The following is a 16,648-nucleotide window of genomic DNA, read 5'->3' on the forward strand; positions in this document are numbered from 1 at the left end:
GGTTCAGCCAGCGCACACTCAGTTGCCGGGATTTCTCTCCAGCAACTCCAGCACATAACGCGACGGCACCGCGTAGCTGATACCCGACGGGTTGCTCAGTGCCGATTCGCGTGTGCCCTTGATCAGCACCATGTTCACCACCCCGAGCACCTCGCCACTGTCCGGGTCGAACAGCGGGCCGCCACTGTTGCCTGGGTAGGCCGTGCCATCAAGCTGGAAGATGTCAAACGGGCTGTTGCTGCGCACACTGCGGATGAGCTTGGGGTTGATCTGGCTGGCTGTGGGGGTAGGCAGCGCAGCTGGCGCAATGGAAGACACCAAAGCCCTGTGTGTCACCGGCGAAAACCCCAGCGCACCCCCAATCGGGAACCCCATGAAAGCCACCGACTGCCCCTCTTGCACCGTGTCCGAGCTGCGGACCTTGAAGGCGGCGCTGGCAGGTCCGTCAAAACGCAGCAAGGCCAGGTCATGCAGTGCATCCACCTCCAGCACTTTGGCCGGGCGGCTTTGCCAGCTGTTGTTGTCGGTGCGCAATTGCACCACCAGACTGGCCTCTGGGTCGGCATCTGCAGGGGGTACCAGAACATGGGCATTGGTGACCAATCGGTTGCCCTGGCTTTGTGAACCCTCAGCCACCACAAAGCCAGTGCCGCGCAGCGCAAAACGTGGGCTGTTGGTGGTTTTGTAGGTGCCTACGATGGCAATGGCGGGCTTGACCCGCGCTACGGTGCTGGCTAAGTCGGCGAAGGCGGTGGTGGAAACCAGGCAGGTGGCGACTGCCAGGCCGACCACAGTGGGTGTTCGGTTCATGCGCTCATTATGCGACCTGTCTCAGCCGGCCACAGCTGAGCTGGAAACTGCTTTCACGTTAATATTGTGCGGCTTTGCCAGACCCAGCGTCACTTACTTTGAGCCAGATGCCATGCCTCACCTCACCACCCAAAAGTTCAGTTTGTCCGCCCATTTGCGCCAGCTGAGTTCGGCCGCATTGGCTTGTGCCGTCCTGTGCTCCAGCCAAACGGTCTGGGCCGCCGACGCCAAAGCTTCCAAATATTACGAAGATGCACTCACCCGTTTTGAAAAGCAGGACACAACCGGCGCCATCATCCAGCTCAAAAACGCCCTGCAGATCGACAAGAACATGTTGCCGGTGCAGATGTTGTTGGGCAAGGCCCTGTTGCAAAACGGTGATGTGGTCGCTGCTGAGGTGGCGTTCAACGAAGCGCTGCGCCTGGGTGTAAACCGTGCTGAGGTGGTTGTGCCGCTGGCGCAAACCTACATGGCGCAGGGCAAGCAGGCGCAGGTGCTGAGTCAGCCGCAGTTTGATGCAGCGGGTTTGCCGCCAGATGTGCAGTTGCAGGTCTGGCTGATTCGGGCCGCAGCCAGTGCCGACACGGGGGACTTGCGCGCTGCCCTCAAAGCGGTGGATGAGGCGCGTGTGCTGGATCCCCGCTCGGCCGAGCCCTGGCTGGCCGAGGTGCCTGTGCGTATTCGCGCCAAACAGTTCAAGGAAGCCGAGGCTGCGGTCGCCCGTGCGCTGGAGCTCGCGCCCAACTCGGCGCAAGCCTGGTACCAGAAAGGTTCGGTGGCCCATGTGTCTGGCAACCTGCCAGCCAGCCTGGCCGCTTACGACCAAGCCCTCAAACTCGACCCCAAACACATCGAGTCGCGTGTGGCCCGGGCCGGGCTCTACCTGGACCTGAACCGCCCGGCTGACACCCAGGCCGACATTGATGCCCTGACGCGTTATGCCCGCGAAGCCAGCCTTGCCCGCAAAGAGCCCGTGCAACCCACCGGCCCCAACGAGCCCAGGGCCTCTTACCTGCAGGCGCTGTTGGCCGAACGCAACCAACAACCCGCAGTGGCACAAAAGGCCCTGAAAGAGATCACCACGCTGCTTGATCCGGTACCGATTGACTTCATTCGCTACCGGCCTCAGTTGCTCATGCTCAATGGCCTGGCGCATTACGGCTTGAATGAGTCCGAAAAAGCGGCCCAGGCGCTGGAGTATTTCCAGAAAGTGCAAGGCAGCACCCCGGTGGCCAAACTGCTGGCACAGATTTACTTGACGCAGTCCAACACCAACCGTGCTATCGATCTGCTGGAGGCTTACCTGCGGAGCAGCCCCAACGACGGCCAGGCTATGACGATGCTGGCCGGGGCTCTGATGTCCAAAGGCCAGAACGCCAAAGCCACGGCCCTGATGCAGCAGGCCTTGCAAACCCAGGACCGTCCTGAATTTCGTTCGGTGCTGGGTTTGAGCCTGATCCGCAGCGGTCAGGCAGGCAGTGGCATGACCGAGTTGGAGACGGCCTTCAAAAAAGACCCGCGCCAGACCCAAGCGGCCACCACCCTGATTGGTCTGTACCTGCGCAACAACCAGGCGGCCAAGGCCGTGACTTTGGCGGACACCTTGGTCAAACAGCAACCCAATAACGCCGGGTTTTACAACTTGCTGGGCATGGCGCGTGGCCAAAGCGGCAAGGTGACCGAGTCCAAAGCCGCGTTCGAGAAAGCCATCGCGCTGGACCCGGCCTTTGTGCAACCCAAGCTGAATCTGGCCCGGGTTGAGATTGCCACCCGGGCGTTTGATGTCGCCGAGACCCGCCTGGAAGCCATTCTGAAAGACAACGAGAAAGACACCGACGCCATGTACGAGATGGCCTTGCTGTCAGACCGGCGCGGCCAGGAAGCGCACGCCCAGCGTTGGCTGGAGAAAGCCACTGACCTGTCGGGCCCCAAAGACACTCGCTGGGCATTGGCGCTGTCAGACTTTCACCTGCAGCGCGGTCGGCCCGGCCCGGCGCTTGATGCCGTTAAAAAGGCTGCCGCCAAAGCCCCTGACGATTTGCCTGTGCTGATGATGTATGCGCGGGCTCAAATTGCCAATGGCGACACCGTGGGTGCCAAAAGCAGTTTGACCTCGGCCACCCGGGTGGCCGCCTATAACCCGGGTCAGCAGGTGGATATTGCACAGCTGCAAATGTCTGTCAGGAACTGGGCTGGGGCCTCTTACAGCCTGGACAAGGCGATATCAACTTCTGCAGACTACCTGCCCGCTTTGGCGTTGTTGAGTGAGTTGGAGCTGATGCAGGGTGGGCCCGCCAAAGCCGAACAACGCGCGCGTGAAATCGTCGCCAAATACCCCAAGCGTGCCGTCGGCCCAGGCCTGCTCGGCGATATTGCCCAGTCGCGCGGACAGGCGCAGCAAGCGCAGGCGTTCTACAAACAGGCCCACCAGCTGGAGCCGTCCACTGGCAGCTTCCTCAAGTTGTTTGGGGCGTTGAGTAGCCAGGACGGTGGCAAACCCGCCTTGCAACTGGCCCAGAGCTGGGTCAAAGCACGACCCAGAGATGCCATCGCTCAAAAAACGCTGGCCAACGCCTATGCTCGTAATGGCCAGTTTGCCGCTGCCAAAAATACGTTTGAGGTTCTGCTGAAGCTGACTCCAGACGACAGCGACGTCATGAACAACCTGGCCAACGTCTTGTTACGCCTGAAAGACCCCAGCGCCATCACCGTGGCTGAACAAGCTGTGGCCAAAGCACCCACCAACTACAACGCCATCGACACCCTGGGCTGGGCATTGTTCCAGGCTGGCCAAACCGATCGCGCCCTGCAACTGCTGCGCGACGCCCGCCTGCGCCAGCCCGCCAGCCCCGAGATTCGTTATCACCTGGCGGCGGTGTTGGCGAAAACCGGACGCAATAACGAGGCGCGCGAGGAATTGGAGGCGGCGTTGAAAGGGGGGGCAAGCTTTGAAGCTGGCGCTGACGCGCGCGCTTTACTGCAGACCCTGAAATGACACCGTGTGCCAGCACACCCTGTCGATATTGTTTACAACATTGACAGGGTTTTCATCGTTGCAAACTGTAACTGATTGAAAATTAAAAGAAAGTTCTTGTTGGCACAGATTTCGCTTATTCGGGATAGCTGCACCCCATTTGAAGGCTTTGCCTACGGTTAGACATCGTAGGTATAAGGAAATAAGATTATGAAAACCGTTGTTCTCAAGAAAATTGTTCAGGCACTGACCTTGGCCTCCGCTGCCGCGTTTGGTTCTTCTGCATTCGCGGGCGCAACCTGGTTGTTTGGTGACAATAACCCGACAAACGAATGCAACGCTACCGAAGCAGCCGGTGGTTGTGCCGCGCAGGCTGGATCCACGGCAGGATCACCCAGCGTCCGCGTGTCCGCCTTTTCGACCACAGGAACATCCGGGACGTTTGCTGCAGCAACTCTGACATCCTGGGATGGCGGTTTGGGCGTCCAGGCCAACGGTGCTGTGAACGACTCGGGGACACCGCAGCATTCCATGGATAACGATGGCTACACAGACATGATTTTGCTGAATTTTGGTAGTGCCAAGATTGATTTGGACAGTGTCAAGATCGGTTGGAACAACGGTGGTGGAGATGCCGACATCAGTGTATTTCGGTACATAGGCACCTCTGCCTCTCCAACGCCAGCTGGTCTCTCAGTCACCAATATGTCTTCCGGGGGCTGGGAGCTGGTCGGCAATTATGCGGATCTGAGCTCGTCTGGTGCGCGGGGCGTGAACAGCACCAACACCTCATCCAGCTGGTGGCTGATCAGTGCTTACAGTGAAGGTTTTGGCTCATCTAAAGAGACCGCAGGTGGTACTTTGGGGTCTGGCAACGACTATTTCAAAGTGTTGTCTGTGGCGGGGAATGTAGTAGCCCCGCCACCACCCAGCAAGATTCCCGAACCCGGTTCCCTGGCTCTGATGGGTATCGCCATGGCAGGTTTTGTTGCTACCCGTCGCCGCAAGTCAAAAGCAATCTGATCATCAAGCCTTGTGGTACAAAAAAAGCACCGCTGATACGGTGCTTTTTTTATGTCTTTTTGGCCTCTAGCCCTTATTTTATAAGGGCTGATAGGTATGCAATTTATAGCATTGTGTCGGCGCTGACGTAGTCATATCCCAGGTCTCGCGCCACGGCTTCGTAGGTGATTTTGCCGTCACACACATTCAAACCAGCCTTGAGATGCGGGTTGTCGCGCAGGGCCTGTTTCCAGCCTTTGTTGGCCAGTGCCACCGCGTGGCTTATGGTGGCGTTGTTCAACGCAAAGGTGCTGGTGCGCGCCACAGCGCCAGGCATGTTGGCCACGCAGTAGTGCACCACATCACCCACCAGGTAGGTTGGCTCGGCATGGGTGGTGGCGTGGCTGGTCTCGAAGCAGCCGCCTTGGTCAATGGCCACATCGACCACCACGGCGCCCGGTTTCATGCGACTGATCATGTCGCGCGTGACCAGCTTGGGTGCGGCCGCACCAGGGATCAGCACACCACCTACCACCAGGTCGGCACCCAGCACAGCGTCTTCCACACTCTGGGCGTTGGAGTACACGGTGTGGATGCGGTTGCCAAACACCAAGTCCAGGGCACGCAGGCGGTCCACATTCTTGTCCAGCACGGTCACTCTGGCACCCACACCGACGGCCATCTGTAATGCATGGGTACCCACCACACCCGCGCCCAAGATCACCACGTGGCCCGCAGGCACGCCCGGTACACCACCCAGCAAAATGCCCATGCCGCCCTTGCTCTTTTCCAGATGTGTGGCACCGGCCTGAATCGCCATGCGTCCTGCCACTTCACTCATGGGCGCCAGCAGCGGCAGGCCACCACCCGGGCCGGTGATGGTTTCGTAAGCGATACACACCGCGCCAGACTTCACCAGTGCAGCGGTCTGCTCGGGGTCGGGCGCCAGATGCAGATAGGTGTACAAAATTTGTCCGGGGCGCAACATCGCGCATTCATCGGGCTGGGGTTCTTTGACCTTGACGATCATGTCGGCCGTGGCAAATACTTCAGCAGCGGTGCTCACCAGCTTGGCACCAGCCGCCTGGTACTGCGCGTCGCTCAGGCTAATGGCGGCGCCGGCGCCGGACTGCACCAGCAGCTGGTGGCCGTGGCTGGAGAGCTCACGTACGCTGGCCGGGGTCAGTCCGACGCGGTATTCATGGTTTTTGATTTCCTTGGGTAGTCCGATCAGCATGGCAGGCTTTCGTGGGTTGGGAAAACACGCAGTGTGTAACAAGCGATTCGGGAGTGGAACCAAGATCAAACTTTGCCGGGTGACATTCGCGGGGCTAATGGTGCGGGGTGAATGCAAGGTGCCATCGGCGGTTTTCAGACGTCCCATTTGCGCTACTGAAATTTTCGGGGCACCTCCGGGCGGCTTAGGGCTATCAGTAGAAATAGGTAAAACAAAAACGCTACCCGGGGCACATCCAGCAGGCTGTCAAACAGACCCACCACACCAAAGCTCAGCACGGCCCCCGCGATGGCTGGGGCCAGCGGATGGTCTTTGGCTGCGCCTACGCTCACCCGCCACAAAACCACGGCGGTCAGCGCTGAAAAGAGCAGCAGGCCCAGCCAGCCTTGATCAAAAATCAAATTCATCCCCAGGTTTTTGATGTGCCAAGGCAGGTGATACCGGTCGCTGGTAAAAAACCAATGCGCCAGACCATCATCGAACCCCGGGTTGGCCAGCAGTTCCACCCCGGTAGTGGTGCGCAGATGCAGGTTGTCCAACTCCACCACGCGGACGTTCGATCGCACTGACACCGAAAACATCAACAGCCGTGGCGCATACCAATCCCCGCGCGACAGCTTGGCAGTGGGCATGGGCAGTTCAAAGTGTTGCCATTCATTGGCCTTGCCCTTGACGTTCAAGCTTGCAGACGGGCAGGCCCAATACTCGGCGTAAAGCAAATGCTTAGGGCAGGCTTCAAAGCCCAGCACCGCATCCTGGTCAGCCCTCACATCCACAGTTAGCACAGCATCCGCCTGGGGTAACCCAATGCGTTGCGAAAACCGCAACGGCGCGCCGCTGGCCAAAGTATGGTGCCCGCCTGACAGCACCAGCACGGCATTGTCAGCCTCCTGCACCACCCGGTAGTCCCCCATACGCATTTCAGGCGGGCCGTCTATCAAATTGCTGGCCGGGTAGCGCCCCAGTCCACGCCCCAACATGAAAGCCTCGTCGCTGTCGCCCAGCATCTTCAAGCCCGCCTGCCAATGCAGAATGCGGCCCCGCAAATCTTGCCTGCCTGTTTCAAAGCGGTTGCCAATGTAGTCACCCCCGCTGAGCACGCCCACCAAGGTCAGCGCCATCAGCATGCAGCCCGCCACTGTGGCCTGCCACACCAGCGTGCCAGGCCACAGTGGTTTCTTGGCGCAGCCAAGGATTGGCAAAATTAATAGCAGCCCACCCAATACCAACGGGGCCCGCAGCAGCTCTGTGCCCTCACCCCAGTTCAGATAGACAAGCCCTGCACCCAGCACCGTCAGCCCATAACATGCCAGCGCCACCACCGCCACCCAGTTGCCTACTCGCGCCCGGCGCCGCTGCCACAGTGCCAGCCCTAGCGCGGCCATCGTCCCGACGAAACCCAGCGCATAGCTCACATAACTGCTTTTGCCAACCACGGCAAAAGCCGCAAGCGCCGCCGCTGCCAGCACCGTGCCCAGCAGCCCCGCCTGCAGCCAGCTTGCCGCGCGCAAGCCTTGTACCAAGCCCCCCAGCGCCAGCAGCGCCAGCATGGTGCCCATTAGTGCCAGTGTGCCGCGATACCCACCCACCGGAAACCACCAAGCGGCAGCCGCTGCATACAGCCCCACCACCACCACCCCATTCCAGATGGCTTTGGCCTGATAAATCGGTGCCCCATGGGCTGGAAACTCTTGTGCAGGCAAGCGCGCCTGCTGGCGCATATGCAGCCACAGCATCACGGCCACGCCCACCGGTAGCGCCATGTAAACCCCGCGCGAAAACGTCGTCAAACTGGCATACACCCCCAAGCCCAGCGCAACCAGGGCACCTGCCACAGCCAACTGCCTGCGTGCCACCAGCAACAGCCATACGGCAAACGGCATGGTCAGGGCCAGAAACCCGTCCAGCGCGGCCCCCCCCACGTGCATCTCCCAAAACAAACCCGTGGTCCGGTAGTCCGTGGCAAAGTTAAGCAGCCCGGTAAACCCCAGACGCTCCCAAATGGTGGTGAGGGCAGCACCGGCTAAGCCCAGTGCCATGCCCACCGCCAGCAGGGCCGTCGCGCTTGCGCCCCCGCTATGCACCACGGCTGTCATTGCGGGCGTGACCAGCAATCCATGACTGCCAACTGCATGGATGCCGGATCGTGGTCCGGCATGACAGTCGGCGCTTGCCGTGCGACCGCGCTCGGCATGCCAGCGCAGGGTTGCACGCCACAGTGGCCACAGCAGCAGGGCCAGCAGCAAGCTCTTGGCCAGGCGCAAGCTGTTCATGGGCTCGTGGTAACCCTGGAACCAGCCAAACACAAAACCGCCCGCATCTGCAAAACCCCGCCCCATAGACCACAGCACTGACAGCACCAGCAGGCTCACCAGCACCCCGCCCAGCAGGCCACTTTTAGTAGCACCCGGCCCTTTATTTGATTGGGCTAGAGGCATAAAAGGCTTGTAAGCCAAGCGCCCATAACCCGCAGCGGCCGCTGTCAGCAGCAACATGTCGAACTCTTCAAAAGTGAGCCAACCCGTCCAGGGAGCCCAGCCTATCAGTGGCAGCGCAGCGGGCACCAGCACCAGCCAGAGCCAGGGCCACCGCACCATGGCTGCCCCCAGCGCCAGCAGCGTGCCAAGCGCCAAAGCACCCCCCAGTGGGTAATGCCATGCCAGCCAAAGCGCTGCCAAGCCCGCCAGCAGGGCAAGGCTGCCATAAGCCAGCCGACTGGCTAACTGGGTGCGCGGGCGGTGCAAAGTGTCCAAGCTCATGCCAACAATGGTAAGAGTGAACGCCCTGCGTCTTGCACCAGTGGTACTATTTTTTGTCTTATGTCACGCACACCACACCCCTATCGGCCTTTGGCCACTGTGTTTACCCTGTTGGCTTGCACGACTGCGTGGGGTGCCAGCCTGTACCCTGCGCCCGAGTACCTGGGTGACATTCGCCGCAATGCCCAGGGCGACATCATTACCGTGCCCCCCCCAGAGCCGAAGGTGCCACCTGCTGCTGCGCCACCCGTTGCTCCACCGCCACCCACGGCAAAGCCAGCTGCTGCACCCCCACCAGTGCAACCCCGCCTGGCCAAGCCCACTGCCAAGCCCAGCCCACCCCAATCAGCCATTGAGCCATTGGCAACTGGGCCAACTGATGCCCGGGTTTTGCGCGTGGGGCCAGCGCAAGCATTCAGCAGCATTGCTGCCGCTGCTGCAAAAGCCAAAGACGGCGACACCGTAGAAATAGACGCGGGCGACTATGTGGGCGATGTTGCCGTCTGGAACCAGAACCGCCTGACACTGCGCGGCATGGGTGGCCCAGTCAAACTTATGGCCGGTGGCAAAAGCGCCCAGGGCAAAGCCATCTGGGTCATTCGGGGCACCGACGTGCTGGTAGAAAACATTCAATTCAGCGGGGCCAAAGTGCGCGACGGCAATGGTGCCGGCATCCGCTTTGAAGCAGGGCGGCTCACCGTCAAGAACTGCACCTTTACCCACAACGAAAACGGCATACTTACCGCCAATGAAGCCCAAGCCGAACTGGTGATAGAAAACAGCGAGTTTGGTTACAACGGCGCGGGCGATGGCTACAGCCACAACCTGTATGTGGGTCATATCAAAAAGTTCACCGTTACCGGCAGCTACTTTCACCACGCCAAAACCGGCCACCTGCTCAAAAGCCGTGCCTCTGAAAACCTCATCTTTTACAACCGGCTAACCGATGAAACGGGTGGCACCGCCAGTTATGAGCTGGACCTGCCCAACGGCGGGCTGGCCTATGTGGTGGGCAACATCGTGCAGCAATCATCCACCACCAGCAACAACTACCTCATCACTTTTGGCGAAGAGGGCTACACCGGGCCACACAACGAGCTTTACCTGAACCACAACACACTGGTAGACGACTCGGCCAACGGCGGTTTCTTTTTGCGCTATGCGCCTGGCTTGCAGCGCCTTTTGGCAGCAAACAATATGCTGGTGGGCGACGGCCCTCTGGACGGTAGCTTGAAAAAGCGCGGGCTTGACCTGGTGCAATCGCTGCTGGCGGACAAACCTGCTTTAGCGCCAAGCGGACCAGCCGCCCAGATTGACATCAGCCACAACGTCAATGCCGATTGGAGCGACTTTATACAGGCCAGCCGGTTTGATTACCGGCCAAAAGGTGGGACTTTTAGTGCCTTCAAGCCACGCAAGCTAGATCCAGTTAACGGTGTCAGTATGCAGTTGAGCCAGATTTTCGCACAGCCAGTTGGTATTCGGCAACTTATCCTGGCCCCACAGTACCCTGGTGCCGTACAGCCTTAGGAACGCAGCCACGGGGCCGCACGCCAGCATTTCAGCCCGGAAAAAAAATAAAGTTGTTCACGTAAGTCCCCACCCTGGAAACATTTTGAATGTTTTCACGGGGCTGATGGATTTGGGTTCGGAAAGACGTGATTGACTGTGGCAAGCCGTTCAACAAGAACATCCCCGCATAACCCCGCTCCATTAAAAAAGCGATAACGTCCTCTGGGGCCTCGAGAGAGTGGCGTTTTTCACTCTCCACAATCAGCACCGGCCTGTCCCGCTCAATCAACTGCGTAGCGCCTCGCAAAACGGCCATCTCGTGCCCCTCGACGTCGATTTTTATGAGCCCCACTGGCTCTGTGATGGCGGTATCGATGCGTACGCGTGAACACTGCACAAGCTCCACCCGCGTGGAGCCCTCAAGTGGATTGCCGGATTCGAGTGTTGACGTGCCATGCATTTGCAATTGGCCCTTGTAGGGTATGCGTAGTTCTGCAGTACCGTCCGTGTCCGAAACAGCTGACTCATGTACCACCACGTTTGATCTCAACTTGGCGCGCAAATCTGCTGCCATCCAGGGAATAGGCTCAAAGCAATGCACCCGCTTACAAAGCTGCGACAAGCGGCCAGCATAAAAACCCTCATTGGCACCCACATCTACAGCCGCTCTTGCCGGGTCCACTAGATGATCCAGCATGAAATACTCGGGTTCAAAATTCTGCCAGCGCTGCATACGCCACAGCCGAATATCGAATGCGCGGCGCGGCCCGCTAATGGCACTTGCCAGATCAAGTAAGCTCGAAACCAAGAACATGATTGACCACTCCTACCTGCTAGGGTTACAGGCGACTATTGCGCAGCACGTTAGCATAGAACGATGGCCAGTTGTCTAACTCGCCTCGGGCAGTGACGTCAATGCTTGGCCACAGCGTAAAGATAGAATGAAATTTCAATAGTAGTGCCAGCATCCTCAAATGCGTCGGGTCGCAAGACCTCCCCCATGCTCATATCCGTCATCGTCCCCACCAGAAACCGGCCGCATCTGCTCAAGCAGGCGCTGGCTGGGATCATGGCGCAAACCTACGCGGACTTTCAGGTTCACGTGGTTGATGATTCATCGGATGAACAAACCCTGCAAGCCTACAAGGCGGTCTGGCAAAGCCTTGACAACCGATTCAAATTACATAGCATTGGTGGCAATGGCTACAAGGGCTTGGGTCCTTCTTTATCCAGAAATTACGGGCTGAAACAAGCCGCCGGCACCGTTGTTGCATTTTGTGATGATGACGACACTTGGGTGGCACCCAACCACCTTGCAGTTATGGCCGAAGAATTTGGCCGTAACAGTCAACTTGATATGTACATTGCCAACCAACGGGCCGTGTCGGCCAGCGGGGCTGTCAATGCCAACTGGTTTACGAGATTGCCTCAAATATTAAACAACAGGCCCAAGACTTCTGAAAACGGCTACGCCGTGTCTGCTGAAGACCTGTGCAACAGCGGCGGTTTTGCTCACCTGAACATGCTGGCGCTCAGGAAGACCATCACCGATCAAATTGGCGGTTTTTGGGAGCGATTGAGTTACGAAGAAGATCGCGATTTTTTTTGGCGAGCGCTAGGCGCAAGCCAGGGCATTTTCTTCAATCCGGCAACGGTTGCGCAGCACAACGTGCCCGACGCGGCGCTGCAAATCAACCAATCAACCCAGCACACGTGGGTGGAGCGTTGGTTAGTGGCTGTGTTGGTGTCGCAACACATCTGCGCGACCGTAGCCAACCCGCAGATCACGCGCCTAGCCATGCAGTATGAGGGTGACCTGTTGCGAAAACTTGCGCTGCACTTTGGGCAAACTGGGCACCCAACAGCGGCATGGCAGTTTGCACTGCGGGCGCTGGCTGCCCGTTTCTCGTTCAAATGGGCGGCTCACACCGCCTTGCTGTTGACAAAGCATGCCCTGCGTGCTGGCCGCCGTGATGCCACGTTATAAAGCACTGGTTATTGGCGACGACACCCGTAGCTTTTTGGCTACAGTGCGTTCGCTGGGCAGGCAGAGTATTGAGGTGCATGCAGCGCCTTATTTCATGGTGGCGCCTGCTCTCCAGTCAAAGTACATCACCGAAGTGCATCGCCTACCGTACTACTTGAACGGTGGCGCTGATTGGTTGCAAGCCATTCAGCAACTGGTGTCAGCTCAGCGGTTTGACATCATCATCCCTTGTGAAGAGCGTAGCCTGCTGCCGCTTTACAAACATCAGCATGAGTTGCCAAGCACCTGCGTATTGGCCATTCCGAACCACCAGGCACTTGACGCATTTTTCGACAAACTGAACACTCGGCAGCTGGCTACCCAACTCGATGTACCGGTAGCCAAAGGCAGGCCGCTTTCAGAACACGACACAACAGAGTCGATATTGGCCGAACTACGGCTGCCAATCGTGGTGAAGCAACGCAAGTCCTATTCATGGCCCGACCTGTACGTCAGAACTAGCGTCAAGTTCATCGAGTCACGCACCCAACTTGATAGCATGCTACCCAGTCTTATCAAGGGCTGCAGCGACTTTTTCTTTGAAGAAATCTTTGCAGGGCGTGGCCTGGGCGTGTCGGTTTTATGCCAGGAGGGTGATGTGTTGCAGGCCTTTGAGCACCACCGCGTGCACGAGTTGAGTGGGAGCAGTTACTACCGTAAGAGTGTGCCGCTCGACCCCCACCGGCTGGCCGCCGTCAAGAGAATGGTCAAGGCGGTAGCCTATACCGGTGTTGCCATGTTCGAGTTCAAACTCGATGAACAAACAGGCACCTGGATTTTGCTGGAGGTTAACGCACGCCCCTGGGGGTCTTTGCCTTTGCCTGTATCACTTGGGGTGGACTTCCCGTACCAACTGTTCACCCTGCTAGTATTGAAAACGACACCGCCTGCCGTTGCTTACCGCCCCAACGTCTATGGGCGGAACTTTTTCCCTGATCTGTGGCAGTTGCGGGCGATCATTGCGGAGCCGCTGGCGGACAAGCCCAGAAAACTGATCACGGTTGCCAAATGGGCAGCGAGTTTTTTCAGACCAGTGATTGGGCGTGAGCATCATGACGTATTCACCTGGGATGACCCCCGCCCCGCATGGCTTGAGCTGAAGCAGTTTGTGCAAGAAAGGCGAAACTCGCCTCCACCGCGAACAGAATCAGTGCTGCAGCGCCTCCGGTTCTTGCAACGCAAGAAGCAGGCTGCCATTCAAATTGCATTTATATGCCAAGGCAATATTTGCCGTAGCCCCTATGCCCAGATAAAGGCTTCAGAGATCTTTTTGCACGATAAAAACAGATTCATATTCTGCTCCGCTGGCATGTTGCCCCGCAATCAAAGAGCCTCACCACCGCATGCAGTGGATGCAGCTGCTAGCAGACTGGTAGATCTGCGAAATCATCGTTCAACCCACGCTAACGAAGATTTAATCAAAAATTCAGATTTATTTATTATTTTTGACAAAAAAAACTATGATAGTTTCCAAGCGAGATACCCCGAAAGGGTAAACGATGTCTTCTTTATATCTGATGCCGTAGAGATCACCCCAAAATTGAAAATAATTGACGATCCTGATGGGTTGAGTATTGAAATCTTTCAAAAAACATATTTAGAGATAGATGGCTTTCTATATCAGATTTTGTCTGAAATTGAAAAAAGTTAAATTCATACCGCACTAATTTAACTTCAATAACACGATCAATCGGTTAGCAACATCCAAAGGTAACAATTTTCGTGCCGCCGCAGGAAATTCATTCAGAATAGGATGACGAGTAAATATCACAGCCCCGATCCATGCAGTAACAACAGACAACCCAACAATAATTAGCTTAACAATATCAGGAGTTGTGTTTGTGAAAAATAGGGCACAAGCACCCGTAACAGGAATACAAAAAAACATAACTTTCAAACTGTGCCAATGCGCGAAAGCAGCAGCCTTCGCAGTATAGCCAAAGTATTTAGACATCAGCAATACTGGAAGTGAAATGGTACAAATGTCAGCAATAGTCAATGCAATTGCAAAGAGCATTACATCGTTGGCATTTAATACAAACACAAAAAACAGGCGGGTGACGATGCTTGTAACGGTCCAAACCGCAGCCAGATATGGGCGGCCGATCGCCATAAAGGCTGGGTAACACAATGCATAGCCTACACTCATAGTCCACTGTGCACATATAAAAATAACGATGGGTGCCGCCTCTACCCAACTGTTACCATATAAAACCCTAATGATCTCTGTACTAAAAAATCCAACAATTAGAAAGAATGGCCATGACAGCACCGTAAGATAGGCTGTAGCCTTGGTAAATATTGGTATCAGATCAACGTTTGCATGATAATTTTTTGCGACAAAGGGTAATGCGTTATAAGTAATTGTTGGACCAACTACTTGGTAAAATAACCCGACCAAACCGCTGGCGCGGCTGTACAACCCTACTGGGTGTGGCCCACCCAATTTTCCCAAGACCAAATCCGGGATGCTGGTGTTAATGCTTATGACTAAATCGCCAAAAAGTGCACCGGTTCCAAATTTGGCAGTACGTCGCCAATTTTTTAATGACGGTATGAGTGGTGTAGTTGGGTCACGCAATGCCAGATAGATGAATATTCCTGCAGTGTTATTTGCAACACTAGCCCAAACCATAGACATATAACTCAAGCCATACATTGCAAGCCCAATAGCAGTAGCTGCATAGACAATCGTGCCAACACCGTTAACTACGGCTTGCTTACCAGCCTCGTGCTCGCGTGCTTGCAGGCAATAAAAATAAGAGGAAAAAGGTAATAGCAGCCAAATGATCGTAGAGACATGCAGTATGTTTTGTATGCCTAGTAAGGAATAAAAAACTGCAATATAACCGCTAGAGAAATAAATGATTGCAGCAAACGACCAAGCACTTAGGATCAACAAGCCGAGCGCAGTTTTTTTCTTTTCTGTAGTCAGGTCTTTCTCTTGCAATAAATATGCGGATATCCCGAAGTCTCGAAAGGCCGAAATAACAGTGACAAAAACTATGGTTATTGAGAATATACCAATCTCTGACGGTGTAAGAATACGTGCAAGTACAAGTGTTACGCCGAACTGGACCAACATATTAAAGTTGGTTGAAAGAAATGTAATAAATACAGAGCGCCTTATTTTAGACATGTTGGCGTCTTATTTTAATTTTTATTTTAAATATCAAGGCAATCGCTCGAATACTTAACGCTCAACTTATCTGGCAATCTACTATTTCTAACTTTCAGCAAGTTCGCACGCCAGTCATGATTAAACTCAACAAATTTGTCGTATTGCAAATTGTTAAAGAAAATCAACATTTCCTCTGCATTCTCAAACAGTCTGCCAATAGGTCCATACTTTTCTTGTATACCTTGAAGCGTATTAGATTTAAGACCAATAATTGGTTTTAAATTTGTAATAGCATCACTGACTGTGCCGCTGGCTATAAAGTCATAGCAACGACTGTAAAGGGGAGAGCAAATTAGATCCACCTCACGCAACCCCGCAAGATAATCTCCACGACTCAATCCACCGGGTGTTGGCTTGCGAAATAATGCTGTTGTATCAATTGGGTGGCCATCTGATTTGGCTTCAATACCGATAGCGTGAAATTCAATATTTGGATTATTGCAACTTAGCGCTATTTTTGAATATATATCAAAGCCTTTATTTCGATTAGCATGCCCCAGAAATCCAATTCTTATTTTTTGGTTAGCCTGTTGGATATCAAAGCACTCGTCGGGGACGACCGGATGCTCAAGGGTGACAATATTTTTCGCTAAGTGCGGAGAAATTTGCGTTATGGATTTTGCCACACCTAGCTCAAGTGCAACAATTTTAATATTATTGGCAACCCTCTTATTTAGCTGGGACACAAAGTCCCCAGCTTTTATTAGCGGGTTTCTGGACCGCCAGATCATGGCATCGCCAAGCTGGGCATGCATCAATAAATGAATAGGTTTTTTTGAAATAGTCGGCCACTTCGCAGCCACTGCGCTATACAACCCAGCATCGACGCCCATCAACGTGACTAACCGTACTTCTTTTCCTTTAATTGTTTCTTTAATTTTGGCAATTATTTTATTGGCACCTAATCTTGCAAACAATGGGTTGTGTCTTGAAGCCCCAAATGGAATAACGGCTGGTTCGATAGCTGTGAAGGTTAATTGGTTTTGATTTGGAAACTTTGATCTCAAATTTGCTACATGACCCGTAACTGCATATAAATGAATTTTATCTGCGGGAAAAGCAGCTAGTAGTATTCTAATATAGCTCTCATTAAATGGTAAATGCATTTTGGCATGACTTAACACATCAAAACAGAAAATGTCCATAG

Annotated in this window: 11 protein-coding genes; 5 read left to right on the forward strand and 6 right to left on the reverse strand. The window is 55.2% G+C overall.

Annotation, left to right across the window (positions count from 1 at the left end; genetic code table 11):
* Positions 1–18 precede the first annotated feature (18 nt).
* Positions 19–810 carry a S1 family peptidase gene (locus tag RF819_RS11450; RefSeq protein ID WP_078366909.1) on the reverse strand — a complete coding sequence of 264 codons (792 nt, stop codon included), beginning with the start codon at positions 808–810 and terminating at the stop codon, positions 19–21.
* A gap of 112 nt (positions 811–922) precedes the next feature.
* Between RF819_RS11450 and prsT the strand changes: the two genes are divergently transcribed.
* Together prsT and xdp1 are read left to right on the forward strand one after the other, a co-directional pair.
* Positions 923–3,805: an XrtA/PEP-CTERM system TPR-repeat protein PrsT gene (gene prsT / locus RF819_RS11455; protein WP_158081272.1), complete on the forward strand. Its 2,883-nt coding sequence runs from the start codon at positions 923–925 to the stop codon at positions 3,803–3,805.
* A 189-nt stretch (positions 3,806–3,994) separates the two neighbouring features.
* Positions 3,995–4,807, forward strand: coding sequence for an exosortase-dependent surface protein XDP1 (xdp1, locus tag RF819_RS11460; protein ID WP_078365111.1), 813 nt, complete (start codon positions 3,995–3,997; stop codon positions 4,805–4,807).
* Between the two features lie 103 nt (positions 4,808–4,910).
* Here xdp1 and ald read toward each other — a convergent pair whose 3' ends face one another.
* Positions 4,911–6,023, reverse strand: coding sequence for an alanine dehydrogenase (gene ald, locus RF819_RS11465; protein WP_078365112.1), 1,113 nt, complete (start codon positions 6,021–6,023; stop codon positions 4,911–4,913).
* Positions 6,024–6,175: 152 nt separating this feature from the next.
* On the reverse strand, positions 6,176–8,782 hold the full coding sequence (locus tag RF819_RS11470; protein WP_078365113.1) for a hypothetical protein: 2,607 nt from the start codon (positions 8,780–8,782) through the stop codon (positions 6,176–6,178).
* Between the two features lie 60 nt (positions 8,783–8,842).
* Between RF819_RS11470 and RF819_RS11475 the strand changes: the two genes are divergently transcribed.
* Entirely contained in the window at positions 8,843–10,312 is a 1,470-nt protein-coding gene (locus RF819_RS11475; protein ID WP_158081273.1) for a right-handed parallel beta-helix repeat-containing protein, read from the forward strand.
* Between the two features lie 31 nt (positions 10,313–10,343).
* On the opposite strand, the gene RF819_RS11480 is transcribed toward RF819_RS11475, so the two are convergent.
* Positions 10,344–11,108 (reverse strand): FkbM family methyltransferase, encoded by a 765-nt coding sequence (locus RF819_RS11480; protein WP_078365115.1) that lies wholly within the window; start codon positions 11,106–11,108, stop codon positions 10,344–10,346.
* Between the two features lie 186 nt (positions 11,109–11,294).
* Between RF819_RS11480 and RF819_RS11485 the strand changes: the two genes are divergently transcribed.
* Together RF819_RS11485 and RF819_RS11490 are read left to right on the forward strand one after the other, a co-directional pair.
* Complete coding sequence (locus tag RF819_RS11485) at positions 11,295–12,281, forward strand: glycosyltransferase family 2 protein (RefSeq protein ID WP_078366910.1); 987 nt, start codon at positions 11,295–11,297, stop codon at positions 12,279–12,281.
* Positions 12,244–13,971: an arsenate reductase/protein-tyrosine-phosphatase family protein gene (locus tag RF819_RS11490; protein WP_078365116.1), complete on the forward strand. Its 1,728-nt coding sequence runs from the start codon at positions 12,244–12,246 to the stop codon at positions 13,969–13,971. Before RF819_RS11485 ends, RF819_RS11490 begins: the two co-directional genes overlap by 38 nt.
* A gap of 12 nt (positions 13,972–13,983) precedes the next feature.
* Here RF819_RS11490 and RF819_RS11495 read toward each other — a convergent pair whose 3' ends face one another.
* Positions 13,984–15,459 carry an oligosaccharide flippase family protein gene (locus RF819_RS11495; RefSeq protein ID WP_078365117.1) on the reverse strand — a complete coding sequence of 492 codons (1,476 nt, stop codon included), beginning with the start codon at positions 15,457–15,459 and terminating at the stop codon, positions 13,984–13,986.
* A 26-nt stretch (positions 15,460–15,485) separates the two neighbouring features.
* Positions 15,486–16,646: a hypothetical protein gene (locus RF819_RS21025; RefSeq protein WP_143541684.1), complete on the reverse strand. Its 1,161-nt coding sequence runs from the start codon at positions 16,644–16,646 to the stop codon at positions 15,486–15,488.
* Positions 16,647–16,648 lie beyond the last annotated feature (2 nt).

This window comes from Rhodoferax fermentans, from assembly GCF_002017865.1.
Classification (GTDB): domain Bacteria; phylum Pseudomonadota; class Gammaproteobacteria; order Burkholderiales; family Burkholderiaceae_C; genus Rhodoferax; species Rhodoferax fermentans.

What these genes read in the sequence shown, in the direction of transcription:
- RF819_RS11485 (WP_078366910.1), top strand. Translation starts at nt 11,295, where the DNA reads ATGCTCATATCCGTCATCGTCCCCACCAGAAACCGGCCGCATCTGCTC.
- RF819_RS11470 (WP_078365113.1), bottom strand. Translation starts at nt 8,782, where the DNA reads ATGAGCTTGGACACTTTGCACCGCCCGCGCACCCAGTTAGCCAGTCGG.
- xdp1 (WP_078365111.1), top strand. Translation starts at nt 3,995, where the DNA reads ATGAAAACCGTTGTTCTCAAGAAAATTGTTCAGGCACTGACCTTGGCC.
- RF819_RS11480 (WP_078365115.1), bottom strand. Translation starts at nt 11,108, where the DNA reads ATGTTCTTGGTTTCGAGCTTACTTGATCTGGCAAGTGCCATTAGCGGG.
- prsT (WP_158081272.1), top strand. Translation starts at nt 923, where the DNA reads ATGCCTCACCTCACCACCCAAAAGTTCAGTTTGTCCGCCCATTTGCGC.
- RF819_RS11475 (WP_158081273.1), top strand. Translation starts at nt 8,843, where the DNA reads ATGTCACGCACACCACACCCCTATCGGCCTTTGGCCACTGTGTTTACC.
- RF819_RS11495 (WP_078365117.1), bottom strand. Translation starts at nt 15,459, where the DNA reads ATGTCTAAAATAAGGCGCTCTGTATTTATTACATTTCTTTCAACCAAC.
- RF819_RS21025 (WP_143541684.1), bottom strand. Translation starts at nt 16,646, where the DNA reads ATGGACATTTTCTGTTTTGATGTGTTAAGTCATGCCAAAATGCATTTA.
- RF819_RS11450 (WP_078366909.1), bottom strand. Translation starts at nt 810, where the DNA reads ATGAACCGAACACCCACTGTGGTCGGCCTGGCAGTCGCCACCTGCCTG.
- RF819_RS11490 (WP_078365116.1), top strand. Translation starts at nt 12,244, where the DNA reads ATGCCCTGCGTGCTGGCCGCCGTGATGCCACGTTATAAAGCACTGGTT.
- ald (WP_078365112.1), bottom strand. Translation starts at nt 6,023, where the DNA reads ATGCTGATCGGACTACCCAAGGAAATCAAAAACCATGAATACCGCGTC.